At 67.0% G+C, this 25,771-nt stretch carries 27 protein-coding genes and 1 tRNA gene; 14 read left to right on the forward strand and 14 right to left on the reverse strand.

What is annotated here, in order from left to right:
* Nucleotides 1-202: 202 nt before the first annotated feature.
* Complete coding sequence (locus tag ON33_RS33885) at nt 203-454, reverse strand: hypothetical protein (RefSeq protein WP_157184865.1); 252 nt, start codon at nt 452-454, stop codon at nt 203-205.
* Nucleotides 455-811: 357 nt separating this feature from the next.
* Between ON33_RS33885 and ON33_RS33890 the strand changes: the two genes are divergently transcribed.
* From ON33_RS33890 to ON33_RS33910, 4 genes are all read left to right on the forward strand, one after another.
* Nucleotides 812-1,864 carry a GGDEF domain-containing protein gene (locus tag ON33_RS33890; RefSeq protein WP_051153309.1) on the forward strand — a complete coding sequence of 351 codons (1,053 nt, stop codon included), beginning with the start codon at nt 812-814 and terminating at the stop codon, nt 1,862-1,864.
* A gap of 339 nt (nt 1,865-2,203) precedes the next feature.
* Nucleotides 2,204-2,533, forward strand: coding sequence for a hypothetical protein (locus tag ON33_RS33895; RefSeq protein WP_040863227.1), 330 nt, complete (start codon nt 2,204-2,206; stop codon nt 2,531-2,533).
* A gap of 451 nt (nt 2,534-2,984) precedes the next feature.
* Nucleotides 2,985-3,152: a hypothetical protein gene (locus ON33_RS43740; protein WP_245551046.1), complete on the forward strand. Its 168-nt coding sequence runs from the start codon at nt 2,985-2,987 to the stop codon at nt 3,150-3,152.
* Nucleotides 3,153-3,938: 786 nt separating this feature from the next.
* Nucleotides 3,939-4,256, forward strand: coding sequence for a hypothetical protein (locus ON33_RS33910; RefSeq protein WP_040863229.1), 318 nt, complete (start codon nt 3,939-3,941; stop codon nt 4,254-4,256).
* A gap of 82 nt (nt 4,257-4,338) precedes the next feature.
* Here the strand turns inward: ON33_RS33910 and ligA are convergent, their stop codons facing one another.
* On the reverse strand, nt 4,339-6,330 hold the full coding sequence (gene ligA / locus ON33_RS33915; RefSeq protein ID WP_040863230.1) for an NAD-dependent DNA ligase LigA: 1,992 nt from the start codon (nt 6,328-6,330) through the stop codon (nt 4,339-4,341).
* 613 nt (nt 6,331-6,943) lie between these two features.
* Between ligA and ON33_RS33920 the strand changes: the two genes are divergently transcribed.
* Genes ON33_RS33920 through ON33_RS33930 form a run of 3 tightly spaced genes read left to right on the forward strand, consistent with a single transcriptional unit; the run spans nt 6,944 to nt 10,152 of the window.
* A complete protein-coding gene (locus tag ON33_RS33920; RefSeq protein WP_040863231.1) occupies nt 6,944-8,233 on the forward strand; it encodes a hypothetical protein in 1,290 nt (429 codons plus the stop codon).
* Entirely contained in the window at nt 8,230-9,027 is a 798-nt protein-coding gene (locus tag ON33_RS33925) for a hypothetical protein (RefSeq protein WP_040863232.1), read from the forward strand. The genes ON33_RS33920 and ON33_RS33925 overlap by 4 nt, the downstream gene beginning before the upstream one ends.
* Before the next feature lie 6 nt (nt 9,028-9,033).
* Nucleotides 9,034-10,152, forward strand: coding sequence for a saccharopine dehydrogenase family protein (locus tag ON33_RS33930; protein WP_040863233.1), 1,119 nt, complete (start codon nt 9,034-9,036; stop codon nt 10,150-10,152).
* Between the two features lie 376 nt (nt 10,153-10,528).
* On the opposite strand, the gene ON33_RS33935 is transcribed toward ON33_RS33930, so the two are convergent.
* The gene (locus ON33_RS33935; RefSeq protein WP_040863234.1) at nt 10,529-11,620 is read right to left on the reverse strand and encodes an NAD(P)-dependent alcohol dehydrogenase; all 1,092 of its coding nucleotides are present in this window, start codon (nt 11,618-11,620) and stop codon (nt 10,529-10,531) included.
* Between the two features lie 3 nt (nt 11,621-11,623).
* On the reverse strand, nt 11,624-12,088 hold the full coding sequence (locus tag ON33_RS33940) for a DUF4334 domain-containing protein (RefSeq protein ID WP_040863235.1): 465 nt from the start codon (nt 12,086-12,088) through the stop codon (nt 11,624-11,626).
* Between the two features lie 78 nt (nt 12,089-12,166).
* Between ON33_RS33940 and ON33_RS33945 the strand changes: the two genes are divergently transcribed.
* Entirely contained in the window at nt 12,167-12,730 is a 564-nt protein-coding gene (locus ON33_RS33945) for a TetR/AcrR family transcriptional regulator (protein WP_040863236.1), read from the forward strand.
* A 220-nt stretch (nt 12,731-12,950) separates the two neighbouring features.
* Here ON33_RS33945 and ON33_RS41985 read toward each other — a convergent pair whose 3' ends face one another.
* Nucleotides 12,951-13,139, reverse strand: a complete 189-nt coding sequence (locus ON33_RS41985) for a hypothetical protein (protein ID WP_157184866.1) — start codon at nt 13,137-13,139, stop codon at nt 12,951-12,953.
* Between the two features lie 338 nt (nt 13,140-13,477).
* Nucleotides 13,478-13,927 carry a hypothetical protein gene (locus tag ON33_RS33950; protein WP_040863237.1) on the reverse strand — a complete coding sequence of 150 codons (450 nt, stop codon included), beginning with the start codon at nt 13,925-13,927 and terminating at the stop codon, nt 13,478-13,480.
* 593 nt (nt 13,928-14,520) lie between these two features.
* Between ON33_RS33950 and ON33_RS44565 the strand changes: the two genes are divergently transcribed.
* The 3 genes from ON33_RS44565 (at nt 14,521) to ON33_RS33965 (ending at nt 15,643) form a co-directional block, all read left to right on the forward strand.
* Entirely contained in the window at nt 14,521-14,826 is a 306-nt protein-coding gene (locus tag ON33_RS44565; RefSeq protein WP_373281081.1) for a Scr1 family TA system antitoxin-like transcriptional regulator, read from the forward strand.
* Nucleotides 14,823-15,026: a DUF397 domain-containing protein gene (locus tag ON33_RS33960; protein ID WP_040863238.1), complete on the forward strand. Its 204-nt coding sequence runs from the start codon at nt 14,823-14,825 to the stop codon at nt 15,024-15,026. Before ON33_RS44565 ends, ON33_RS33960 begins: the two co-directional genes overlap by 4 nt.
* Nucleotides 15,027-15,157: 131 nt before the next feature.
* Nucleotides 15,158-15,643 carry a hypothetical protein gene (locus tag ON33_RS33965; protein ID WP_157184867.1) on the forward strand — a complete coding sequence of 162 codons (486 nt, stop codon included), beginning with the start codon at nt 15,158-15,160 and terminating at the stop codon, nt 15,641-15,643.
* Between the two features lie 11 nt (nt 15,644-15,654).
* On the opposite strand, the gene ON33_RS33970 is transcribed toward ON33_RS33965, so the two are convergent.
* The 5 genes from ON33_RS33970 to ON33_RS33990 all read right to left on the reverse strand — a co-directional run bounded on the left by ON33_RS33970 (nt 15,655) and on the right by ON33_RS33990 (nt 21,744).
* Nucleotides 15,655-16,698 (reverse strand): asparagine synthase C-terminal domain-containing protein, encoded by a 1,044-nt coding sequence (locus ON33_RS33970; protein ID WP_157184868.1) that lies wholly within the window; start codon nt 16,696-16,698, stop codon nt 15,655-15,657.
* Between the two features lie 372 nt (nt 16,699-17,070).
* A complete protein-coding gene (locus ON33_RS33975) occupies nt 17,071-18,612 on the reverse strand; it encodes a sensor histidine kinase (RefSeq protein ID WP_281033263.1) in 1,542 nt (513 codons plus the stop codon).
* Nucleotides 18,613-18,754: 142 nt separating this feature from the next.
* Nucleotides 18,755-19,504 carry a response regulator transcription factor gene (locus tag ON33_RS33980; RefSeq protein ID WP_040863241.1) on the reverse strand — a complete coding sequence of 250 codons (750 nt, stop codon included), beginning with the start codon at nt 19,502-19,504 and terminating at the stop codon, nt 18,755-18,757.
* A gap of 51 nt (nt 19,505-19,555) precedes the next feature.
* Nucleotides 19,556-19,981 (reverse strand): hypothetical protein, encoded by a 426-nt coding sequence (locus ON33_RS33985; protein WP_157184869.1) that lies wholly within the window; start codon nt 19,979-19,981, stop codon nt 19,556-19,558.
* Between the two features lie 173 nt (nt 19,982-20,154).
* Entirely contained in the window at nt 20,155-21,744 is a 1,590-nt protein-coding gene (locus tag ON33_RS33990; protein ID WP_083869504.1) for a GMC oxidoreductase, read from the reverse strand.
* A 74-nt stretch (nt 21,745-21,818) separates the two neighbouring features.
* Here ON33_RS33990 and ON33_RS33995 point away from each other — a divergent pair, with 74 nt between their 5' ends.
* Nucleotides 21,819-22,520 (forward strand): TetR/AcrR family transcriptional regulator, encoded by a 702-nt coding sequence (locus tag ON33_RS33995; RefSeq protein ID WP_063711131.1) that lies wholly within the window; start codon nt 21,819-21,821, stop codon nt 22,518-22,520.
* Here the strand turns inward: ON33_RS33995 and ON33_RS42960 are convergent.
* Nucleotides 22,475-23,137: an acyltransferase domain-containing protein gene (locus ON33_RS42960; protein ID WP_040863242.1), complete on the reverse strand. Its 663-nt coding sequence runs from the start codon at nt 23,135-23,137 to the stop codon at nt 22,475-22,477. The two genes, ON33_RS33995 and ON33_RS42960, sit on opposite strands and share 46 nt — an antisense overlap.
* 770 nt (nt 23,138-23,907) lie before the next feature.
* Here ON33_RS42960 and ON33_RS34005 point away from each other — a divergent pair.
* Nucleotides 23,908-23,984 (forward strand) — tRNA-Pro (locus tag ON33_RS34005).
* Between the two features lie 327 nt (nt 23,985-24,311).
* Here ON33_RS34005 and ON33_RS34010 read toward each other — a convergent pair.
* A complete protein-coding gene (locus ON33_RS34010; protein ID WP_169336869.1) occupies nt 24,312-24,965 on the reverse strand; it encodes a site-specific integrase in 654 nt (217 codons plus the stop codon).
* A complete protein-coding gene (locus ON33_RS38830; protein ID WP_051153313.1) occupies nt 24,877-25,449 on the reverse strand; it encodes a YncE family protein in 573 nt (190 codons plus the stop codon). Before ON33_RS38830 ends, ON33_RS34010 begins: the two co-directional genes overlap by 89 nt.
* Nucleotides 25,450-25,484: 35 nt before the next feature.
* Between ON33_RS38830 and ON33_RS41990 the strand changes: the two genes are divergently transcribed.
* On the forward strand, nt 25,485-25,733 hold the full coding sequence (locus tag ON33_RS41990; protein ID WP_157184871.1) for a hypothetical protein: 249 nt from the start codon (nt 25,485-25,487) through the stop codon (nt 25,731-25,733).
* Nucleotides 25,734-25,771: the final 38 nt, after the last annotated feature.

Below are 25,771 nucleotides of genomic sequence, written 5' to 3' on the forward strand. Positions count from 1 at the left end.
CTCCGAGGCGGTCCGACCGGGGCGTGGCGAAGTCTCCGGTCACCCACACGGTGACCGGGTGGCCGATACCGCCGATGGCGGCGGACGCCACGATCTCCCAGCTTCCGGCCGGGATACGGGGACGCGCTTGGGGTTGATTTCTGTCAGCAGCTTTCCGAGGCCGGACGGTAGGTCTGCTCGACCTGCGGCCAGACACCGAGCACTACCAGCCGGCCCACCCGCGCCAACCGCGGATCCTGTTCCATGACCGCCAAGAACGCATCGAGCCCGCGCCGCGCGCGCCGGCTCCCGCACATCGGTGGCCAGCCCCCACCTCGACGACCGCGTCCTCCAGCCGGACCATGCACTCCTCGTACGCGGCGAGCAGCAGATCCTCGGTGGACTCGAAGAATTTCCGGTCCGCGACCCGCAGCTCACGGCTACCGCGTATCGTGGCCGTGCGATAACCGGTCATGCCCAGCACCTCCGAATCGGCGTCGAGAATCTGGCGCCGCCTGCGCCCGGGTGCGCTCCTGCACCGATTCGCCCGCGTAACCCCGGCTCGCTTTCACCGCCTGATTCCGTCACGCAGACGTCGAGGGGATGTGGTCGAGCAGGCGGCGTATCCGCCGATCCTGGCCCACCTCGAGGAGGTGCGAACGGTTACGGAATGAAGGCCGAGGGCGAAGACGCAGGTAGCGGCGCGGCTTCCGATTCGGCCGTGCACCCGGAAGAGTGCTTTGCACGACTGCGATCGCGTCTAGTATTTGCCGTTCAGTAACACGCCGCGGAAACGGGACGACGGTGTCCAAGCTCAGGAGTCGAACCGGATATGAAAGCTACCAACATTGTCTCCGAGTGGTGGCATGATCCGCTCGACTATCGGTGGCTCGTCCGGACTCTCGAATCGCGCGGCGCCCTGGGACCGATCAAAGGATTCGTCGCGGCCGGCGGCGCGATCATGGCAGCGATCACGATACTGAACCGGGCGTCCCAGGCCGGCCCGGTGGGATTGGGGCGTCTGCTCCTCGTATTCACCATTTCCGCCGCGCTGATCTGGACCGTGTACTGGTCGGTCGCACCCTGGCCGAGCGAGCGTCTCTCCCTGGCCCTGGTGGCCGGTGCGGACGTGCTCATCACCCTCGGCTGTCTGGTCGACCGGAATGCGCTCTACGGTTCGCTGCTGGTGATGACATTGATCGTCACGGGCGGCTACCTCACCATGTTCCACGGACCCCGAATTCTGGCCGTGCACGCCGGATGGTCACTGCTGTCGGTGCTGACGCTGGCCTGGCTCACGGTCGCGGATTCCGACGGCGATATCGCTCTGGCCGTTTCGGCCGTCCTGACCATGGCGTCGATAACTGTCGGGCTGCTGCCCGCGCTGCACTTCTGCTACTGGGTGCTGCGCATGGACGCGCTGACCGATCCGCTCACCCGTCTGCTGAACCGGCGCGGTCTGGACTACTACGTCTCGGCCTGGTTCGGATCTCACGACCACCGGCCCATCTGCGTGATGTCGATCGACCTCGACCGATTCAAAGCGGTCAACGACACCTACGGCCATTCGGCCGGCGACGAAGTGCTGATCCGTATCGCCGCCTGCCTGCTATCCGAATGCCCGCCGGCCGGAGTGGTAGCGCGCATCGGCGGCGAAGAATTCGTGGTGGCCGCATCCATGCCGGAGGATGCCGCCATCATCGAGGCCGAGCGCTTGCGCCGGGCGATCGAGGCGAACGCCGGTCGCGTGACAGCCAGCATCGGCGTGGCCGTGGCCGAACCGGACTCGGCCGACCGCGATCTGGAGGTCATGCTGCGCAATTCGGATTCGGCCATGTATCTCGGAAAACAGCTGGGCGGCAACACCGTCGTACTCGCGGTCTGAGTGAAGCCCGCGCTTCACACTCCGGGTATGAACCTGGGCGCACTACGCTGCGCGGTCGGCTGTTATGTTCTGCCGATGGGTGGGCAGGTCTCGGTCTGGGTACCGATAGTCGTTGCAGCGCTTGGGTTTGTCGGTGTTCTCGGAGCTCAGTTGATCGCGGCGTAGCGCGAAGACCGCAGGTGGCGGCGTGACAGTGCCCGGCAGGACGAGAACCGGCTCTACACCGCGCGCAGCGACGCCTACGCGCATCTGATCGGACGCATCGAGTACTGGGATGTCGCCCTGTTCCCGCTCGTCCGGGGCAAAGACAATCCGCCGGCGTCCGGTGCCCTGGAGCGTTTGGAGGCCGCTTACGACGCCGCGAATACGGGACAGGGCATGGTCAATCTATTTGCCCCGGAACATATTCGCGTGTGGATACTGGAGACGATTCGGCCGCGTCTGGACATGACGCGCTGGATCACGCGGGAGGGCGAGCCTGACCGCGAGAAGTTGACGGCCGCGTGGCGCGACGCTCAGATCGCTTACCGGACCCTGAGACCACTGATGCGCGCGGACCTGGGAATGGATGCCGAGCAAGACTTCCTCGACCACGCGAACATCAAGACGCCTCAACACATCACGCCATGGGAAAATCCGGAACCCGATCCGCCGGACGGGTCGGCGTAGGCCGCCACCACGAGCCCTTCCCGGGCTGCGACGTGTTCAGATGCAGAAGCCGACGGAGGCCGATCCCACGGGGACGAAGAAGCAGATGCTGGCCGAGCCGGCGACGGGTGTTGTTCGAATGTCGGAGGGGGATGCGGAAGCCGAGGCGGCTCCGGCGACTCCGAGACCCAGGACGACTGCGGTTGCGGCTATGCCGCTGACAATTCGGGTAATCATCTGACTATTCCTTCTGGTTCGAGCTGTGTGCACCACCCTGGCGCTGCAGAAACAAGCACGGCCGGAAGAGTCCACAAACCGCGCGGTACCAATCAATCGTCCACCTTCTCCGGAGGTTGGGAGCACCGATTCGCAATTTTCTGTGTCGCGGATGTCGAGTACGCGCGGGCAGCTCCGTCCCAGGGGTACGAGCAGCCGAAACGGCCTCCACCACACCGATGAAAGAGCGAACACCATGCAACCGAACGAGATCACCGAGATCCTGAACCTTCCGATCAGCCGGGGGCTGCTGGCTCGCGACCTGCTGCGCATGGCCTACGTCGCCAAGGACAGGCAGACCTCGCAACATTCCGATCGCATTCGCCTGGAACGGGTCAGAGATCGTCGTCTGCACCGCGAATAACGCCCCGAAACTGCCCTCACTGCGGCACAACCCGCAGGTCGCGCTGACGATCGACACCGAGGTGCACCGGCCGAAGATCCTGCTCATCCGCGGTCGAGCGGAGCTGGCCGTGCTGGACGGCATCCCGGAGGAGTACCTGCAGATGAACGGCAGCTACGAGATGACTCCGGAGCAGCCCGTCGAGTGGGAGGCCGAGGTTCGGTCACTCTACGACGGCATGGTCCGGATCGTCATCACCCCGACGTGGGTCAAACTTCGACTTCGACACCACCCTCCCCATGGCGGTCGAGGAGCTGGTCCGGCAGCGGGCCGAGCGCCAGCACGCCCGGAACCGATCTCGTGGGTGAGATCGGCTCTGGACATTCGCCGCCGATGCTGGACAGCGCCGGACCTCGGAAGATCGACGGGTCGAGCGCGATCGCTCTGAATGCGATGCCGTTGACAGAATGTGCGGAGTGCGCGTGCCGTCCTTGTCGCATCGTTGGAAGTCGTGTTCGGCGGTGCATTCTCGTGGCTGAATGACCGATTGAGTAACCGATTGCGCGACAGTCGATTTGCCGAGCCGAGATCGTATACTGCGAGCGTGGGTCAGGGGGTCGGACCGGAATATCCAGTGCTGTGGGGTCGGTCCGCGATGCGACGGGTGAGCGAGAGTTCGAAGCCGGTGAGCTGCGGCGAATTCTCGATCCGGGGTTCTGACTCATCGTCGGTGTCGCACCGGTCGTCTCAGCAGCGATCGTGACCGGTGCGGGCGTGGCAGGAATTCGAAGCGGAGGAGGCGGGCCGATGCGGACCGTGATGTGGGTGGTTTTCGCGCTGGTTATCGGGTTCTTCGGGATAGTGAACGGTTTCGAGCAGCTCACCGAGGCGAATGTGTCGTGCGGGTACCAGAAGATGGATCAGGGCGACCGGTGCGAGGAAACCTGGAGGAGTTCGACCGTCGTGCACAGCTACGACGATCAGCGGTCGTCGAATCGGATGGAGGGCCTGATCGAGATACTCGTGTGCGGCCTGATCGGGTTGGGCGGGTTGGGCTATGGAATCGTTCGTGTCGTACGAACGATCGAGGTTCGCCGGGAAGGATTCGAGTCCGCCTCGAGATAACAGCCGCGTCTGGGCCGGCCCAGCGGCCGGACTTGGAAGACCAACGGGCCGAGGTTGTTTCGGCCCGCGGGTTCTGTTCCGGTCAGACGACGTTGGCGGCGAGCAGGAGGGTCCAGATCTCGCCTTGGTCGACGACCTGGACGCCGAGTTTCTCCGCCTTGGTCAGTTTGGCGTCGCCGACTCCCGCGCCGGTGATGAGCATGTCGGTGTTCGCCGAGACCGAGGAGGCCGCGGTTGCTCCCGCTTTCTCACACAGGCGTTGGAACGTTGGGCGGGCGACCTTTTCGCCGGAGCGCGGGTCGCTGATGGCGCCGGTGATCACTACCGTCTTGCCTTCCAGAGGCGCGCCGGCCGCGACGACGGGGGGAAGGTCTTCCTCACGGACGTCCAGGGACACGCCTGCTGCGCGCAGCCGCTCCAGTTCGGGACGGAGCCGGGTGAGGTGCGAGGCCAGGGAGGCAGCGACTTTCGGTCCGATGTCCTCGACTTCCACGAGCCGCCCTTCGCCCGCGTCCGCGACCTCCTCCAGGGAGCCGAATCCGGCTCGGGCGAGACGGGCGGCGGTGCCGTCGGAGGCCATGGGGATCGCCAGACCGATCAGTGCACGGCGCAGGCCGACCTGACGGCTGGCATCGATCGAGTCGATCATGCGGGTAGCCGAAACCTCACCGACACGGTCGAATTCGAGCAGGCGTTCCTTGGTCAGCGTGTAGAAGTCCGACGGCTGCTCCAGGATGCCCGCCTCGGCGAGACGTTCGATCCAGACCGGGCCGATCGCATCGATGTCTGCGGCCGCGCGCGATGCCCAGTGGATCAGCCTCCGGACGGTCTGCGCGGGGCAGGAAACATTGGTGCAGAACAGCTCTCGGCTGTTGCCCTGCTCGGTGACGGATTGTCCGCACGACGGGCAGGCGGTGGGCGGCACGATCTCGCGCTCATCGCCGGTGCGTTTGGAGGCATCGAGCACTCCCGCCACGAACGGGATCACGTCTCCCGCGCGGCGCACCAGCACCGTGTCACCGACCTTGATGTCGCGGGCGCGGATGACCTCCTGGTTGGCAAGCGTCGCCTTGGTGACCGTTGTACCGCCTACGAATACCGGCTCCAGCCACGCGACAGGGACGATCTTGCCGGTCTTGCCGACATCCCAGACTACGTCGGCCAGCAGGGTGGTCTTCTCCTCTGCGGCGAACTTGAATGCCAGCGCACCGCGCGGCGAGTTCGATCGAGTGCCGGCCGCGGCATACGCCCCGCGGTCGGCCAGTCGCAGCACGGCGCCGTCGAGGTCGTAGTCGAGGTCGTTGCGGTCCGTCTCGACCGCGGTGATCGCCGCCTGCGCCTGCTCGGCGTCGAGGCAGTGACGCATCGCCGCGCCCGCGATCCCCACCGCGCGCAGCCCCTCCTCCAGATCGACTGCCGCGTCGCCGCTGGCGACATCCAGGTCGAAGCCGAAGAACTGCAGTCGCCGTTCGGACACCGTGGCCGGGTCCTTCGCGCGCAGCGTGCCCGCCGCGGCGTTGCGCGGATTGATCAGCGGCTTGTCCGGGTGGGCGACGTTGTAGGCGGCGAAGGTGGAACGCAGCATCACCGCCTCACCGCGCACCTCCACCCGCCCCGGCAGGTCGATCCGCTCGGGAACACCGTCGACCAGCGCGCGGACCAGCATGGTCACGTCGTCACCGGTGGTGCCGTCGCCCCGGGTGATCGCGCGCGCCAGCCTCCCGTCCTCGAAGACCAGGGCCAGGGACAACCCGTCGAGCTTCGGCATCACCACCACGGGCTGCCCCGGAAAACGGTCGAAGAATGCCGCGACCTGCTCCGGCTTGGTGGCCTTCTCGAGTGACAGCATCGGACGCGAATGCCGGATCGGGGCGTGCAGCACCGCGGGCGCGCCGACCTCGTCGAGCGGATTCGGGTCCGGCGTGAGCTCGGGGTTCGCCTCGATCAGACCACGCAGTTCGTCCTCGATCGCGTCATACTCCGCGTCCGCGACAAGCGGCGAGCCCTGATAGTAGGCGTCACGCAACGCCACGATACGGTCCGCGAGCTCTTGGATACGTTCCCCAGTTTCCACAGCCCAGACGCTACCGATACCCACTGACAGCGATGTGAACCGCCGCCCGCCCGCCGGTCGGCGAGTCGCTGCCGATCCCGACAGCCGGTGTAATCGAGCAATATTGGCCACACATCGCCCGGATTCCGCCAATTCCTCAGTGGTTGTGAGGGTTTAGACCGCATCACCTTCGGCTTCGACAAGCGCACGATTGGGCTCGATTCCGACCTTCCTGGGCGGAGCGCTGGTGTTCGCGCTCGGGCTGTTCGTCACCGCACTGACACTGGCGCATGCCTGTAGACGCCACACACGGCCGATGACCGACCGGCGGTCCGTCCTCGCCGACTCATGGTTCCGATAACCCCTGAATCAGAGCCGGGGTTCCCACTGGTGGCGGCGCTCGAGAGTCCGCCGACCACGTGCGCGCCTGCGCTGGGTCGGCGGCGATCCGGAGCTGCCCCCAGCTGGAAACCGGCTGGCCCGCATAGGTTCCGCGGCAGATCCGCGACTGCGGGGTGATCCGGTCCACCCGGCATGAGCACAGAACTCGCAGCGCGAGATAATAAGAGACTGAAAGTCTATGTATCTCATGGCCTGACGTGCTAGATATACGGCGAACGGCTAGGAGGCGGTTGTGACACGTCCGTATCGACTGATCATCTGGGGCCCCGGCGACATGGGCGGGCGGGCGCTGCGCACGGCGCTGGAATCACCCGACTTCGAGGTCGTCGGGGTCAAGGTGTTCAGCCCGCACAAGCACGGCAGGGATATCGGCGAGCTGGTGGGCCTACCGCCGGTGGGAATCAGGGCGACCACGTCGAAGGCGGAAATCCTTGCACTGGAAGCGGATTGTGTGGTGCACACGCCCACCACGCCCGCGCTCGTGCAGGGCGCGGACGCCGATGTGCTGGATCTGCTGGAGTCCGGCAAGAATGTGGTGTCCGCGGCCTCTTACCACAACCCCGCCATGCCGACCTGGCTGTCCGAATCGCGTACCCCACTGGAGGTAATGCGTACGGTGGCGCAGATGCGAGTGACCGGCAATGCCTTCGGACCGCAGTTACCCATGGCATTGTCGGCGCTGAAAACGCTGATGCGCGTGGTGGATTCGGGCCCGGCCCGGTTCGCCCGGCCGGTGCTCGATCGACTGGCAGGACCGCTGGTGGACCGGGCGATTCCGCGCCGCGCGTCGGGCGGACGACTGCAGGCGGCGTGCCTGCGAGGCGGGGTCTCGCTGCACGGCACCGGCCTGCATCCGGGGCTGATGGTAGAGCAACTCCTGCTGCGTTTGGCCGGGCTGCTGGACGAGGTACGCGAGGTGAAGTTCCTGGAGGTCGGCGATCTGTCGCCGGCGCCGGATGGCATGTGGGGCGGACTGGCCAGCCTCGGTTTCGGAATGCCGCTGAGCGCGGTCGACTCCGATCACGCGATCGCGCTCATGCAGCACTTCTACTTCGACGCGGTGCTCGCCAATGTCGCGCACACACTGTTCGGCGTCGGCGCCGATCGGGTCCGAGTGGAGCGGCACGTGTATCCGGTGCCGGCGCGGACCCGGGTGCAGGCGGGCGGCAGCGTGATCGAGCCCGGCTCGGTTGGTGCCATCCACATGAGCTACCGCGGGTACATCGACGACCGGCTGTTCATGACCAACGCGGAATGCTGGCACGTCGGGCCGGGCAATGCCCACCTCGGCCCGGATCATCCGCGTAGCCTGGCCGGTGGGCACGTGATCACGCTGGACGGCAGCCCGGCCCGGATCGAGATGCGCAACGAACTGGACGACAGCTCGTACGGCGGTGACTGGTCCGCGGTCACCGATATCTCGGTCAAGGCCATGCTCGATGTCATCCCGGAACTGTGCGCGGCGCCGCCCGGTATCGCGACGCCCGATCTGAGCCCCCGATTCCGTCTGGAGACCGCATGACCTCCCCGTTCCCGATCGCGGTGCTCGGCACCGGACCTCTCGCCGATCGGATCACCGCGCACCCGGACGTCGTTGTCGTGGAGCCTTCCTCGGCCGCGGCGGTCATCCACCTGTCAGCCGACATCAGCGAGATCCCGCTCCAGCTCGGGGCGGGTCGCAACGTGGTCACTGCGCTTCCCCTCGACGCCCTCCCGTTGGACGAAATCCGGGATGCCTGTCGCTCCGGATCGTCCACCCTGCACGCCACAGGCGGCTTCCAGTCGGCGGTCGCGGCCCGCCTGACCCGCTCGCTCGCCGCCGCGGCCGGGGAGATCACCCGGATCGAGTTGTTCGAGGAGATCGATCTGCCCGACGACACCGTGTATCCGTGGAATACGGTGCCCGCCGATGCCCTGCCCGCTTTCTACTTCGCCGGTCTCCGTGTGCTGGAGGACGCCGCCTTCGCGGACGTGCGCTCCGAAGCCCCGATCGTCGACACCGAGGAGTCCGGTGCGGTGCACACCCTCGCAGACCGGATCAGCTACCGCTCGACACGCACCCGAGGCATCGGCGCCGTCCCGCTGCGCTACCGCCTCGTCACCACCACTGCGGCCGGAACCGGAACGGCCACAGTCGATTTCCATCCCACCGACGGCGTCCATCCGGCCGATCAATTGACCTTCGTGGAGCTGTTGAACTCGGTCCGCCCGATCCATGCCGGCAAGCCCGGCATCATGCTGCGCGAGCTCGGCATCACCCATCTGGTCCCGGACGACCGGCCGGCAATCGTCGACGATCAGCAGAAACGGAGATAACAACCAATGCCGAAGATCGTGTTGTTCGGGGCCACCGGCTACACCGGGCGCCTGACCGCCGAAGCCCTGACCGCCCATGGCGATTCGCCGGTGCTGGCCGGGCGCAACGCCACCGCACTGGCGAAACTCGCCGCCGACCTCGGCGGCGCCCGGACCGCGGTCGCCGATGTCACCGACCCGGGCTCGGTGAAAGCCTTGCTCGATCGCGGAGATGTCCTGGTGACAACGGTCGGGCCGTTCTTGCGCCACGGCGGCCCCGCACTGGCCGCCGCGATCTCCGCCGGCGCCCACTACATCGATTCCACCGGGGAAGGGCCCTTCATCCGCACCGTGTTCGAGCACGACGGCCAGGCCCGCACCGCCGGCGTAGCGCTGCTGACCGCGTTCGGGTTCGATTACGTGCCAGGCAATCTGGCGGCCGGGTTGGCGCTGCGTGAGGCGCCCACTGCTGTCCGTGTCGATGTCGGCTACTTCATGGACGGACCCAGCACCAGCGGCGGAACCCGCGCCTCCATGGCCGGGATGCTGTTCGAACGGGGCTTCGCCCTGCGCGACGGCAAGATCGTCACCGAGCCCAGCGGAGCACACCTGCGCAGCTTCGACGTCGCCGGAAAAGCCCGCACCGCCGTGTCGATTCCCGGATCCGAGCACTTCGCATTCACGCGCTCCCACCCGAACCTGCGTACGGTCGACGTCTTCCTGGGCTTACCTCCGGTCGTGGCCCGTGGCCTGCAGATCGGTTCGAGGCTGGCCGCTGCCGCGGGACAGCTCGCACCGCTCAGGCACGGACTCGAAACCGCGCTGGCGCGGGCCGTCAAGGGCTCCACCGGAGGACCTGACGCTCAGGCCCGTGCCCGCACGCGCGGCTGGGTGGTCGCCGAAGCCTACGACGACCGCGATAACCTCGCGGCCTCGGTCACTCTCGGTGGCGGCGACCCGTACGATTTCACCGCACACATGCTGGCCTGGGCAGCACACGCAGCGCTGGCCGGTGGCTTGCTCGACACCGGCGCATTGGGCCCGGTCGAGGCGTTCGGCCTCGACGCACTGCAGGCCGCGGCCATCGATGCCGGTTGGCGCCGAAACCCAGCAACCCGTACGCCGGGACAGGGCCCTACCAGCTGACCGGAGTCGATTCGGTCGAGCCCTGGCCGAATGCGCACACCACCGTCGCCGCGACGGCGACCGAGGTCAGAATCATGCGCGTCTGCCACATGAACGCTCCTCCAGGAGCAGAAACCGTTGTGCGACATGGCCATCGAGCTGGACTCGGTCACCGGTCGCGCGGCGGTCGTCGACGGTGCGGTGTTCACGCGGCACTCCCGGTGCTCGAGTCGGAGGCGGTCGGCAGGACGGGCCCGGGCGGGCGAGCCGGCGGCGCGAACGCGCTCGGCGCGGACCCACGCCCGGACGATCGCCGCCGGCCCATCCGGACGGCGGCGATGAGATAGCTGACGAGGATGCAGCACGGCATGGGTCCATCTCGGGTGGCGGCCTGGTCTTACCAGGCCAGAACGGGTTTGATGGTGTGTCCCGCGCGGTGGTCGGCCAGAGCGGCATTGATTTCGGTGTACGGGTACACCCGCACCAGGCGATCCAGCGGCAGCCGTCCGTCGGCGTACAAGTCGAGCAGCTCGGGAATGAACCGTCGCGGCGCCGCATCGCCTTCGAGGCAGCCGCGAATCGTCTTGCCCGACAGCACGATGTCGCGCAGATCGATCGGCGGGATGCCCGATCCCAAGCCGACCGCGGCAACCGATCCCCCGACCGCCAGGCCCGCCACCGCGGCGGCGAGTACCTCAGGGCGACCCGTGGTGTCGAGAGCATGGGTCGCGCCCGTTCCCGTGAGATCCAGGATCGCCGCCACCGTGTCACCGTCCGCGGGATCCACGGCGTGCACCGCCCCGAGCTCCAGCGCGAGAGCCCTTCGGTGCGGCGAGGTTTCGACCACGATCACCGATGTGTCCTCGAGCGTGCGCGCGGCCAGCAGCGCCGCCATTCCGACCGCTCCGGCCCCGTAGATCACCAGTACCGACTCCGGCTCCGGGCGCAGCGCCTCGAGGACAGCTCCGGCTCCGGTCTGGAATCCGCAGCCCAGCGGGGCGGCGATGGCCAGATCCGTCGCGCCCGGCACGAGAACGGTGTTGTCCGCGGTGGTCAGGGCGTAGCCCGCGAAACTCGACTGGCCGAAGAACCCGTCGCGCACCGCGGTCCCATCGACGGTGACCCGCGCGCTACGGTCCGGGCGCGGCCCGAACTGGTTCAGGCGCGTGGCCCGGGCGCAGTAGGCCGGGCGGCCGAGACGGCAGTTGCGGCAGGCGCCGCAATGGCGGTAGGTCAGCACGACATGGTCCCCGGGGCGGACGTCCTCGACCTCCTCGCCAACGGCTTCCACGACTCCGGCGCCTTCATGTCCGAGCAGGACGGGCCGGTCCCGCGCGCCGATGTCACGGGCCACCAGATCGGTGTGGCAGATGCCCGAGGCCACGATGCGGACGAGAATCTCCGGGCCGCGTGGCTCGTCGAGGAGGACCGATTCGATCGTGAACGGGGTCTCCGGATCGCGAGAAAGAGCGGCGCGTGTGGCGGGCATCGCTCAGGCCCGCTCGAGCAGGAAGTAGAAGTGCCGGCCGTCGGCGAGGACCAGGTCGGGGCGGCCGTTCATGATGCCCATCAGCGTCGTCTCGTCGAGTCGCTTGAAGTGGTCGAACACCGGCCGGCCGTCATAGACCATGGTCGCGGTGACCTCGCCCCGGAACTCGACGTTCCACAGGGATGCCTCGCCGCCGAGGGCGGTGTCGGAGAACAGCGTTCCGTCCTCGGCCCGGCAGATCAGCGGCTTGACCTGCGACAGTGACACGAAAGTCTTGCCGTACCAGCGACTGCGCGCCAGCGCTCGGCACAGCGGATGACCGGTCTGGAAGGCCGCGCCTTTCCACTCACCCAGGATGTCCTCGGCACGCACCGTGTCCAGACCCCGCCACAGCTCGTCCAGATCCGCCGGGGACACCCCGTCGGGCAGCTCCGCCAGTTCGCGCCAGCGCTGGATCGTCTCGGTCATCGCCGCTCCCATTTCCCGAACCATTTGGTTCGGGAAACGTACACCCGAACCGACTGGTTCGGCAAGTAGGATGCGGGGATGCGTTCAGCCGGACACGCCACCAAGGAGCGAATCCTCGCCGCCGCCAAAGCCGAGTTCGCCCAGTACGGAGTCGCCGGTGCGCGGATCAATCGGATCGCCAAAGATGCCAACGCGAGCAAAGACCGCCTCTACGCGTATTTCGCCGGCAAGGACGAGCTGTATGCCGCGGTGACCGCGCAGTGGGCCAGCGACACCACGTCCGAAACCGCCCTCGACGCAGAGGATCTGCCGTCCTATGTCGGCCGGCTGTTCGATCACTACCTACGCAACCCCGACAACGCCCGGCTGCAAGCCTGGGCCGAAATCGAGGACACGCGCATCCCCGCCGCCGAGGAAGCGATCCGCAACGCGGTGGCTCCCAAGATCGCCGAGATTCGGCGCGGCCAGGACAATGGGCTCATCACCGACCTCTTCCAGCCCTTCACCCTGCTGACCCTGCTCACCGACCTGGCCCGCACCGCCGCTGTACACGCCCTGCACAACGACTGCGCCGACGCCGAGGACCGGCGCGCAGCCACGGTGCTCGCGGCCCGGCGACTGACCACCCCCGAACCGGCATGAGGACGGTCGAAGCGGTGTGTCAGATCGAATGGTGGTTCCACCGCGCGGAGTGAAAGCTGTTGCCGCCGAACGCGCCCGAGCCCGGCGGCGAACACGGTGTCCGTGCAATGGCCCGCCTTGACGTAGTCGACGTAGTTGGCGACGGTCTCGAGCATGTCGATCATCTCGCGGGCGTCGCCGGCGTCAAAGCCTGCGCGCTCGAAGTGGCGGAGTTCGACTTTCACCGCGACGGCGAAGCTCGGCGACACCCTTCGAGATACCAGTCCGGTGCAGGTTCGACCGATTGCGACAGGCCCCAATCGATATGGCGCGAAATAGGTCTGACGGCTTCCAGTATCGGAATCGATTGCGGTGAAAGCAGTTCCGCCTCGGTGACGTAGCGGCGATCGATCGCCGCGAACAGCCCCACCGCTCGCCGACTTCACCGGCAATCAGCCGGAGGAGCAGGTGACCCAGTGGATCGCCGCCGTGCGCGGCAAGCTCCCCGGCGTAGGGGCCCAGTCCGGCGCCGCCGAGCCCGGGGCCCCGAGTCGGCGGCGGCGAGGGCGGCGTCCGGATCGGCCGCGTGGGCGTCGGGCCGTCAGCTCCCGCGGCTCCTGCTCGCGCGACATGCCCACTATCACCGGCTCCCCGACCATCGGACTGCACACGGCCATCCACGCCGCCCGCTCCGGCCGGCAAGTCATCGCCACCATGCGGGACACCGCCCGCTCGACCGCACATACCGCACTGACCGCCCCGGCCAGGTCAGTCCTTCTTCAGCCGGTAACTGAGTAAGGATGTGCGCAGACCACTGAACGCGTAGCCGGCCGCCCACACTGAAATCACAATAAGGACAACGAACATCGGTAGCCAGCTGCTCTTTTGATGATCGACGCTCCACCACACCGCCGTAAACAGAATCGTGCAGATGAACAGCAGGATGTCGCGCAAACTGCCGCGATAGGAGGCGGCGGCTATGCGCAACGGCCGGTATCGGTTGACGGCCGCGACCAGGTCGTCGATGCGACTATCGATGCTCTCTTGGAGTTCGGCTCGCCGTTGCACCGCCTCCGAAGGTAGGCGGTCGAGCAGTTCCATATCCTGATTGATCGTCTTGCGGACGTCCGGGCCCTTCAGATATCCCGCCGCTGCACCGAGAGCCAATCCACCGGCAATGGGCGCGATCCCCACGGCAAGGTCAACCAGAGCGGGCATGCTTCCGTCTCCTCAGCCACACCATCGTTATCACGGCAAGAGCTGCCCGGATCATATGCCCGGTTACGTACCGTCGTGTCGATCGCAACGCCGACCTCGATGTATCCGGTCGTGCCTTTTGTCGAAGTCGATCCAACGGCAGGTGCCGCAGTGGCTGGCTGCGATACGGAATAGCCGGAGGCGTGCTGATGGGCAATTCCGTTGATCGCCTCGGCGATCCGTTGAATGGTGGTAGATCTGCCGGATCATGTGGCCGGTCCCGAAAATCATCGGTATCCGATACGACTACATCTCCACCGAGTTTCGCCCCTGACTCCGGACTGAACAAATTGGAACCCGGGTTCGCGTCGATAGACTCCGAACTATCGAGAACGAATCGTGCAACGATCCGCAGCGCCTGGCGGGCGCGACGTGCCGGGCGGAACTGTCAATCGCTATCGGGTGACCGGCGATGGTCCGCACCGCGATGTTCATGACGGTGGTCGACCTGAGTTCCCCGGTGCCAGAGTCATCGCGGATCAAGCTCTGCGACCGCCTGGCGCCAAGCGAGATCGAGGTCGAGTTCCTCTGTAACCCAACTCGACTCCGCGCCGGTGACGCCTCGAGCCACCAACATCTCGATCGGTGTTGTGCCGCAATCAGTTGGCGCGCACCTGGGCCTTCAGACGGGGCACTTCGTCCTCATGGAGTTCCCGCCCAGGTCGTCACCGGGCGTGAAAACCAAGTGGATAGAGCCGCCCGTGGTCTACGTCGAGGGGTTCACGGGTGCACTCTATCTCGATCAAGTGGACAAAGCGGACCGATACCGAAGCGCTCTTGTGGAAATCAAGCGCCGTGCGTTGGATGAGGAATGCACACGGGACTTGTTGGCCCACAATGCGAAGGAGTATGCATTATGAGCACCACCCGACAGGGTGCCCAGTGGTACAAGAGCAGCCGTTCAGCATCTCAGGACGCTTGTGTGGAAGTCGCCCACATCGGTGCCGAGACCGGCGTCCGGGACTCGAAAAACCCCGGCGGTCCTGAGCTGATGTTCCCCGCCGACCAGTGGGCTGTCTTCTACGCGGCTGTGCAGGCCGGAAGGTTCGATCGATCCTGATGGATCGTGCGAGTGGTGGGGAGTCCGGGCGTATCGTGCGGCCTCCCCTGCTTCATGTGTGCCAAGATGTCCGATCAGCTTCGACACGTACTCGACATGATCCGTTGAACATTCCTCAAAGGAGATGAGCAATGCAGGTTAGGTCAGCAGTGGTCGCCGGCGGCGTGGTGGTCGCCGGATTGTTCGCGGCGGTGGTTCCGGGGGTTGCGCGGGCGGATTTCATCGATCCGGCGCCGTATGTGGACGGCAATGGGGTGGCGTGGTTCAACATGGCCGGAAACAACTGTTCGATCACTCCGAATGGCGTGGTGGGGTGCGATCTTCCGAGTCCGGCGCTGATCATGTCGATGACTCTCGGAGGTATGACGATCCCGGTGCCCTACGTGCCCGCCGTGGCCATCGACACGGCTTACTTTCCCTCGCACCCGCAGTGGACGTCGAATGGCAGTCACACCCAGCCGGGCGGCAATGCGGTGATCGTGCCCGGGGTCAACCAGTACACGACCTCGGTCTTCTACGCCGGGACCACCTGCACGGTGTCGGTCCGCAATGATGTGGTGTGTTCGGGCATGAGCCACGAGTTCCGGGTCGCGGGCACGCAGGCGTCCGGAAACTGAACCAGGGCAATCTAATCCGCTGTGGTGCCCGTCTCCTGGTCTCGCATGAGAAGCGCCAGATAGAGGCGGGTGGCCACGGCGTCGAAAGGTTCGGCGCCGGGGTCGGAGTAGGTGCGTGCGCCAGGGAGAGCGGTAGCGTATTGCCGAGCAGCCTCCGCGAGTGCGCCCATGATGCCCGCTGAACGCTGGATCGCGGACTTCTTGGCCCACGCAAGGGATCGAGCGGACTCCGGCAGCAGCCCCTCGCAGGCGATTCGGACGCACAGCTTGTCTGCCAATGCTCCGTCATGCAGCCCGAAAAGTGTTGGAGGAGCTAGTGTTTCAGCGAGCTCCCAGAAGCGAACGGTCTGGTAGACGTGCACGAGCTGATCGGCGCGGTCGTCGAGGATACGGCGATAGAAGTCCGGAACGAGCCGATCGATCGTGAAATTGTGGGCGGATTCCCGGCGAGTGAGGGCATCGAGTTCCGCGGTTGCTTCGACCGAGTCGATCAGGTGCGCAAGGGTTTTGCCGCCAGCGAAGATGGCGTCGGCGCCACTGCCGGTGAGGATCGGGCCGGCGAACCCGAGGCGATCCAGGACCGGACCGATGGCGAGCATCGGGACCGCGTATGAAACCTCCCACAGCTCAGGAACTTCCAGCCGTTCCAACGATGCCCGCGCCAGCGATACCACGGCGGGACCGTCCAGTTCGATGATCTCGTGCGGCAGGCCGAGCGCCCTGGCGGCGGCAATGGCATTGGTGCGGTCGTTGCCGTCGGCGGTCAGCACCGTGAGGGCGTGCGGGCGGTGCCCCAGGGCAACCGCGGTGGCGGCCAACAGGATCGAGTCGACACCGCCGGACAGCAGGATCACGGGCTCGGCGGGCATGGCCTCGAACACCGCGCGCAACCGGTCCCGGGTCTCGGCCGCAATCAGTTCGGCGGCGTGCCGGGGATCGGTGAGAAATCGCGATCCCGGGTCGGGCGAGGCGATATCTCGCAGGTCGGCAACGAATTCCATGGGTGCGCCGCTCTGGGCGGCGGGTGCGGTGTGTACTGCGTCCGGTCGTCCCACACGGCTCAGCCTACTGCGACGCCGCGGCCGCTCAGGATTCCCAGCTTGCGCATAGGTCGGACCCATCACCCGCCAACATGCGGGCCTTTGGATAGGAGTCACGGCAGGCCGATCGGCCGGCCGTCCCTCCGAGAAAGGCTCTGCGCGTTGAATTCCTCGTCTGTGACCCCGTCCCGTATGCGCCGTCTGACCGCCCGCATCGCCGTGGCGGGTGCGCTCGCCGCGGTGCCGCCGGCCGGGCGACCAGGACCACGGCCCCGATCAGCCGCAGCCCCAGCCCGCCCCGCAGAACCAGCCGCAGCCGCCGTCGGGCTCCCTCGGCTGACCCGCCTCGCCGAGCCGGCCGACCGACACCGGCCGCTCGCCGCGCGCTCAGTCCGCGGCGGGCAGCCGCACCGTGAATTCGGTGTGGCCGGGACGGCTTTCGACCGCGATGGCGCCAGCGTGCGCCTTCACCACCGCCGCCACGATGGACAGGCCCAGCCCGGTGCTGCCGGCACGTCGCGAGCGCGACGAATCGCCGCGGGCGAATCGTTCGAAGACCTCCGGCTGCAGTTCCGCGGGGATGCCCGGTCCATCGTCGGTGACCCGCCAGATCGCCCCGCCCCGGCCGTCCTCGGCCAGGGCGGTGGTGACCCGGGTGCCGGGTCCGGTGTGCACGCGTGCATTGGCGAGCAGGTTGGCCAGCACCTGGTGCAGGCGCGCGGGATCGCCGCTGACAACGATCGGCTCGGGCGGTAATTCCAACGCCCACTGCAGATCCGGCCCGGCGATGTGGGCGTCGCTGACCGCGTCGACGGTGAGCCGGGTCAGATCGACCGGCGCGTGTTCGAGGCCGCGTCCAGCGTCCAGGCGGGCCAGCAGCAGCATGTCCTCCACCAGGGTGGTCATGCGCCGGGACTCCGAATCGACCCGGCCCATGGCGTGCGCGACCACGGGCGGCAGCGTATCCCGTTCTCGCAGCGCCAGTTCCGCGTAGCCGCGGATGGAGGACAGCGGGGTGCGCAGCTCGTGGCTGGCGTCGGCCAGGAACCGCCGGATCCGGGTCTCGCTGGCGTGCCGGGCCTCCAGCGCGCCGGCGATGTGGTCGAGCATGCGGTTGATGGCCATGGCGAGTTGGCCGACCTCGGTGTGCGCATCGGCGTCGGCGACCGGAACCCGCACGGGCAGCGTCACTTCCCCGCGATCCAGCCGCAGGTCCGCGACCCGCGCGGCGGTGGCGGCGACCCGATCCAGCGGGGTCAGGGCGCGCCGGACGAGCCAGATGCCCGCCGTCGTGGCGACCACCAGGACCACGGCGGTGACGATGAGCAGGATCAGGAACACCCGCATGAGAGTCGCATCGACCTGCGCCAGTGGCAGACCGGTGATCACGGTCTTGCCAGACCAACTGGTCTGGGCGAGCACGCGGTAGTGGCCCTGGCCCGGGATATCCAGCGAGGCCGGCTTCCCGGGGGTGACAGCGGCGAGCTCCTTGCGCGCCGACTCCGACAGGGCCGTTTGCACGCCATCGGAGCCGACGTGACCCGCGCTCACCGGTCGATCGTGATCGACGATCGCGCCGACCGTATCCGGTTGAATGTTGCGGCGATTCAGGAACTCCGGGCCGGGACCGGTCGCCTCGCCCGAGGACGGCGGCGGGCCGGGGACATTGTGCTGATCCGGCGGCGGGCCCAGGCTCGGACCGCCACCCGAATCGCCCAGCGCCCGATTCGCCGTCTCCTTCAGCGTCACATCCACCTGGTGCACCAGGAACTGTTGCAGCGCAAGCTCGGTCGCGATCCCGATGCCCGAGACCACGACCACCAGCAGCACGACCTGCCCGATCAGTAGGCGGGCGCGCAGCGACCAGCGACGGCGGGGTCGCGACTCGGCCAGGTCGTCGGTGAACTCACCGGGCTCTTTCGCGACCACGATTGATTGATTCCCCAACGCGCCGAACTGATTCCCTGACATCGGCTGATCCGCGGACACACCCGGCTGATTCGGAAGCGCCCCGAGATCGTTCATGACCGCACCGGGCAGGTTGGTGGATGCACCGAGCTCTTTCGTGGACTCACTGAGCTGGTTTGATGACATAACCCGCACCTCGCAATGTGTGGATCATCGGCGGACGACCGCTGTCGATCTTCTTGCGCAGATAGGAGACATAGAGTTCGACGATGTTGGATCGGCCGCCGAAGTCGTAGCTCCAGACCCGATCCAAGATCTGCGCCTTGCTCAGCACCCGGCGGGGATTGCGCATGAACAATCGCAGCAGCTCGAATTCCGTTGAGGTCAGCACGATGTCGACGCCGCCGCGAGTGACTTCGTGGCTGTCCTCGTCGAGCACCAGGTCGCCGACCACCAGCCGGGAAGCGCTTTCCTCGCTCGCGATGCCGGCGCGCCGCAGCAGCCCCCGCAGCCGCAACACCACCTCGTCGATGCTGAAGGGCTTGGTGACGTAGTCGTCGCCGCCCGCGGTGAGCCCGGCAATCCGGTCCTCGACCGAATCCTTCGCGGTCAGCAGCAGCACCGGCAGATCCGGGAGCAGGACTCGCAGCCGGTCGAGCACCTCGAGGCCGGTCATATCGGGCAGCATCACGTCGAGCACGACCACATCCGGCCGCAGCTCGCGGACTCCGGCGACGGCCGTGCGCCCATCCCCCGCGGTGCCGACGATCCAACCCTCGTAGCGCAGGGCGATGGCGAGCAGTTCGGCCAGCGCCGGTTCGTCGTCCACCACCAGTACGCTGACGGGGCTGCCGTCGGCGCGACGCATGGCGGCGCGCTCGATCGGGGTGTTTCCCGAGGTCAGAACTGACATTGTTACAGCGTCGGGGAAATCGCTGGGCCGAAGCTGTACCGAAGCTATGGGTCAGCTGTGAGAGCTGTGCGCCGGATCATCACCTGCCGCTGCCGGTTCTCGGCCGTGGGATATCCGAGGCGATCGCGGGCGCACGCTGCCACTGGCCGCGCAGGCGAGCACGACACCGAGCGCGGACATATCGGAGGGCGGTGTCGGCAGGGCATCTTCGTCCTGCTCCGTCGCAGGCGCGGAACTCATGTCGGTCTCGGGCGAAGGATCGGCCGCTTCCTCGTGTTCGCCCTCGGGCAGCGGGATGGCGATTTCGGCCAGGCGCACACCGTCTCGGGTGAGCGAGAGGGTATGGAGTCCGACCCGGCCACGGGTGAATCCGGCGGCGTGTACGGCCCGCAGGGCGGTGGCGAGACCGGCGGCCAGGGCGCGGAGCACGGGCTCGGGCAGCGCGCCATGCTCGGCGATCACGCTACTCAGGGGCATGGATGGTACGAACAGAGCTGCACGCCAGGGGTTTTCGTCGTCCGCGCCGGCACATCGGCAGTGTCGCCACGAACCGCCGAGCACCGGGCCGGACGGGCATTGTCATCGATCCTCTCGGGATGCGACCGCACGTCAGGCCGGCACGTCAGCTCAGCCGACAGGTCGGTCCGACCTCAGATCGTATGCCCCACGTCGGTGGCCACCAAGCGGTCCAGGGCGCGCTCGGCGAGGGCGGCGATGGTCATCGACGGGTTGCATGCCGCGGTGTTGCCCGGCATGAGCGCGCCGTCGATGACATACAGGCCGGGCTGGCCGAGCACGCGGCCGTCCAGGTCGCACACCGAACCCATGCTCGCGCCGCCCAGCGGATGCCAGGTGGACGGGAAGGCGAGGTTGGTGTCGAGCAGGACGCTGGACGGTCCGGCGATGCGCTGCACGGCGGGACCGATGTGGTTGTCCTGGATCGCGGCATCGCCGTCGGCGGGCCAGTAGAGGGTCGCGGCATCGGTCGCCGAGTCGTAGCGGAACTCGCCGCGGCCGGTGCTGAGGCCGTAGCCGACCATCATGGTGCTGTGCGCGTCCATCGACAGCGGCGGCATGGACGCCTGGATGACGGTGTGCGCGTTGTCCGGGTCATCCCAGTTCAGGCTGCCGTAGACGACCGGACCGCCCTGGGCGGGACCGAATTCCTCGGTGGGAGCGGACCACACGTAGATGCGGTCGGCATTGGTACCCCAGCCGCGGCCGAGTTCGTCCGGCAGATCGGGGATCTGGCCCTTCGCCTTGGCGCGCACCAGCAGACGGGTGGTATTCAGGCTGCCCGCGGCCATGACCAGGGCATTGGTGGTGAGGATCTTGTTCTCCAGCACGGTGCCCGCGGTGTCGGTGCGGTTCACGTGCACGACCCAGCGGCCGTCCGCGGCCCGCTCGATATCGGTGACCTCGTGCAGGGTCTCGACGGTGACGCGGCCGGTGGCCTCGGCGGCGGCGATATAGGTGACGTCGACCGAGTGCTTGCCGCCATTGTTGACACCCATGGCGCCGTCGCCATTGGTGTAGGAGGGGGCCATCTCGCCGCGGAGTTCCGCGAGCGCGAAGTTCCAGTCGATGGGCATCGGGATCTTCGACAGCGGGAGACCGGCCTGACGGACGTGGTCGGCGAAAACCCGTGCGGCGGTGTAGTTCGGCGTGTTGATCAGCTCGTCCGGCGCCACGGCCAGTCCCAGCATGCGGGCGACCCGGGGATAGTAGACGGAATTCAAGGTTTCCCAGCCGAGTCCGTCCGGGAAGTGGCGGCTGAAGACCGCCTCGGTCGGCTGCAGCGACATGCCTTGGTAGACAAGCGATCCGCCGCCCAGCCCGGCCGCGCACAGAGCGGTCATGTTCTGGCCCGCCACGGCTTCGACGAGTCCGGTGTATTTGTCGAAAGCCACCGGCTTGCCGAACAATTCGGGACTCGAGCGATGCCACAGGATGCGCTTGTCCGGCGAGCCGGCGTGCGGGAAGGTCTGCGCGTTCGGGCCGGTGGGCCAGCGCACGCCGCGCTCCAGCAGCAGCACGTCGACACCCGCTTCGGCCAGCCGCAACGCGGTAACTCCGCCGCCGAAACCCGAGCCGATGACGACGACCCGATGGTCCTCCCGGGTGAGTTCCACTCTGTTGACCCGGGCGGCGATTCCTGCGCGGGCGACCGGTGCGGTCGCGAGCAGAGCAGCGGTAGCGGCCGCTCCGGCTAGCAGGGAGCGGCGCGAGATATCTGGCATGTGACACCTTGAAAGGTTCGTACGGCTGCGGTTGAGTAACCTGGTTACTCAAGTAACGGCGTTACTGTAACTGCATGGCAAAGGAGACGGAAGAGGCATTGAGAGCGAGGATTCTCCTCGAGGTTCGCACTCTGCTCGAGTCCGACGGCTATGACGCCGTCCAGCTGCGCGAAGTCGCGCGCCGCGCCCACGTCTCCCTGACCACGATCTACAAGCTCTTCCCCACCCGCGACGAGCTGCTGGTCTCCGCCATCGAGGCGTGGATGGAAGAGAACACCTATGTCCCGATGGAGATCCCACCTCCCGGCGAGTCCATCCACGACGGGCTGATCCGCGTCATCCGCCACGTCTTCGACCCGTGGGAACGCCACCCGATCATGCTCGAGGCCTATCACCGCGCCCGCACCGGACCGGCGAACCAGCGGCTCGACAACCACGGCCTCGACGCCGTGCTCCCGATCGCCGCCGCCGTCCTCGCCGGCGCCAGTCCCCGCTATCTCGAGGACATCGCCGTCATCCTCTCCAACATGACCTTCTCCCTCCTCGGCCAATGCGCCGACGGCACCCTCGAGATCTCCCAGGTCCTCCCGATCCTCGAACGCGCCGTCCACCGCCTCACCGCCAACAACGAACCCGAGGCCACCGAAGCCCTCCGCCGCCGCGGCTCCTCCGACCCCCTCCGCCCCGACTCCTCCGGCCGCCTCCCCCTCCGCCCCGACGTAGCCGCCCCCTACCGCCGCACGCCCACGGATTCCCCTGCGCCAGAACAACCCTGACGCTCTCCCCGCACCCTGCCCGAGCCCGTCCGCACGGTACCGCGTCCTCGTCGCCCGAGATCACCAGGGCCCGCGGCGCATTCACTGCGGCGACCGATGCGGCCCGGGTAGTCGGCGACGACCTCGGGCAGCGCGCCCATGAGACGGCCGCGCGCCGCTACCAACCGGCAGGCGTCCCCGAGCGACCACAGACCCGCGACATACGCTGCCGCGATCTCGCCGATCGAATGACCGATCACCACGTCCGGGGTGACGCCGAACGACTCCAGCAGGCGGTACAGCGCCACCTCGAAGGCGAACAGGGCGGGCTGGGTGAACTCGGTCCGATCCAGCACCGGGGCGCCGCCATCGGCGGAGCCGCTGAACATGACGTCGCGGAGCGAGCACTCCAGCAACGGATCGAAATGGGCGCACACCGCGTCCAGTTCGGTGGCGACCACCGGGAAGGCCTCGTACGGCCCGGATCCCATGCCGATCCGCTGCGCGCCCTGCCCGGTGAACAGAAAGGCCGTCGTTCCCGCGCCGACGGTGCCCGTCACGACACCGGCGCGGGTTCCCGATTCGGCCAGAGTCGCCAGCAATTCGAGCACCTCGACGCGATCGCGACCGAGGACCACACCGCGCGAATCCAGCCGCCCCCGCGAATTCGCCAGTGCGCCGGCCGCATCCGCGATGTCGATCCACAGGGACCCTGGCCGAGGAGATGGTTCAGACCAGGTAAACCGACCCAGCTGTGCCGCCAGGATCAGTGCAACAATTGCTCAGCAACGATGCTGAAGACTGCCACGCTACCTGACCATGCCAACCGAATGAGGCATGTGTACCAGGGGTTTTCGAGCGGCGCGGGTCATCGTACTGAACAGTAGTTCGAACGATCTTGACTTGTCAATCGTCCAATTGCCCCTGAAATCATTGGCAGCACAGGCTAGGCAACCTACCCGAGCCACGGGCGGTCGCGAGGGCGGAAGACGATGGGCTCTCCGCTGTATTTCGCTGCCGCACAAACGATTTTGTACGTATGTCGAAACTTATTGCGATCCCATGTCGCGGCGCGGTGAGGGAGGCGCGTCCGAATCGCAAGCCGAGCGGCTCCACGACGACCTTTCCGGCACACGGAACCGACATCGTTCACGAACGCATCCCATCGGCTCGCCGACGACATATCCACCACCACACCCTCAGGCAACCCCCTCGATCAGTCACCCCGGACGCCGAGACCATCCAGCACGACAGGACCACGCGACGTGCCCAACCCGAGCGCCACACTCTCGACCCGTGGCCACCCAACCCCCTGCCAAGTGGCCACCACACGCCGAGTACCAGCCGATTTGTATATCCAGGGGGGTCCTGGGGTAATCTCATCGAGCACGAGCGAGAGCGAATGCAACGGGCTGTGGCGCAGCTTGGTAGCGCACTTGACTGGGGGTCAAGTGGTCGCAGGTTCAAATCCTGTCAGCCCGACCAAGAAATCCCCTCCGACCAGGGTCGGAGGGGATTTTTTCTGCCACCGAACTCGATCGAAATCGGCCGGATCTCACAGAAATCTCACATTTTCGGCCGATCTCCCCGCGCCCACCGCTCGCGAGAACCTCGCGATTGTCCGGCGCTGTTTCGGGGATGTCGATGTAGTGGGCCTTGGCCACCGCTTTGGTGTTGCCGAGTTGTCGCGCGGCACGCTCGGGATCACTGTAGGCATTGTCGACTGCCGTGCCGACCCCACGCCGGAACTTCCTCGGAGTGACCCAGGAGTAGTTCTCCCCGCGGGCGGCGCGCCAGCTGCGCCCGAAGTTGTTAGGGTTGCGAAGGGAACCGTTGCGTGCGGGAAACAGGACCCCGGTGGGTGTTCGGCTGCCCGGTGACCTCAAGATCTTTCAGCGCCTCACGGCAGGCTTGCGCGGAGTGTTCCGGCAGCAGCATCCGCCGCCACCCGTTCGTCGACTTCGGGAATGGCTGGCGCATCCACCCGCCGGTGCTGGCCCTCTTCACCTCTACCAGCGTCCCGGTGACGTCGACGTAGGGGATCGTGGCATCGAGATCGATATCCTCCAGCAGGACGGCGAAGACCTCGTGCGGCCGCAGCCCGGTGCCGCAGATCAGGTCGGTAACCCATACCACCGACCAGTCGCGCGGCGGGCCGGAGGTGTATGCCGGCGTGCCGGGAACAGCCTCCCCGGACGCCCAGGCACGCACCTGAGCCCTGAAGCCCGGCAGTGCATCCTGGTCTCCAGCCTTGCCACGGGCGCGGGTGCTGCGCTGGGTGAACGGGCTCACTCCGTCCACGGGATTGGTATCGACAGCACCGTGCCGGACGGCGATCTGCATCATCGCTCGCAGAATTATCTTGTGCTGCTTGGCCTTACGACGCATTCCCATCGCAACCAACCCCTTGAGATGTCGGTCGAGCTCGCCGGCAGTCGCCTGCCACACCTGCAGATTCTGCGACATAGAGGCGGTGGCGGTCGGAGTCGAGGGCCACGGCGCTGGGATCGCTGTGGTCTCCGACCGGGATGTAGGCGTTGACCGAGTCGGTGGCAGGGTCGATGACCGCGAGCGTGCCGCGTGCTCCGACGCTGAGCAGGTAGACGAGATGGGTCACAGGATCGATGACCAGCGGCTGGGTTTCGCGCACGAACACGTCGTTCACCGGGATCGTCGTGATGGCTGCGTGTGTCCGAGTGTCGAGCACCGTCACACTGACCGGATACGGCGGGGTAGCAGGGTCTTGGGTGACGACGTAGGCGCGGTGCAGTCCCGCATCGACGGCGATGCCTCGCGGCCCGTAGCCGACCTGGACGGTGCCGCAACCGCGGTAGGCTCCTACCCCGAGATCGTCGAAGTCGCGGTTGGTCGCTGGATCGGTCGTGGTCGGAGCTGTGGTCGAGGAGACGGAAACCGAGGCAGGTGATCCGCAGCCGCCGACTGCGAGCACTGCGACTGTGGCGATCCCTGTCGCCGCGAAAAGCCTTGACAGATATCGACAACGACCCGATCGGTACACGCACTTCCCCCGTTGATCTTGTTGAACACCTCGACGCTACCGCAATCCACGGTCTGTTCCGGGAAGCATCGGCTGGTCGCACCACCGAGGCCATCCCGATGGGGCTGAACGTCAACTCGGTCGACCCTGCGGCCGGTTTCGATGCTGCCGCCTTGATTTCGTCGTCGACGGAACCGGCGGTCGTCGCGCGACGCTACGGTTGTCCGTGGCCATGAGAAAGTCCCCGCTGGTGGCCATTTGTAGGTCCCCGCTG

This window comes from Nocardia niigatensis NBRC 100131 (genome assembly GCF_000308655.1).
GTDB classification, from domain to species: domain Bacteria; phylum Actinomycetota; class Actinomycetes; order Mycobacteriales; family Mycobacteriaceae; genus Nocardia; species Nocardia niigatensis.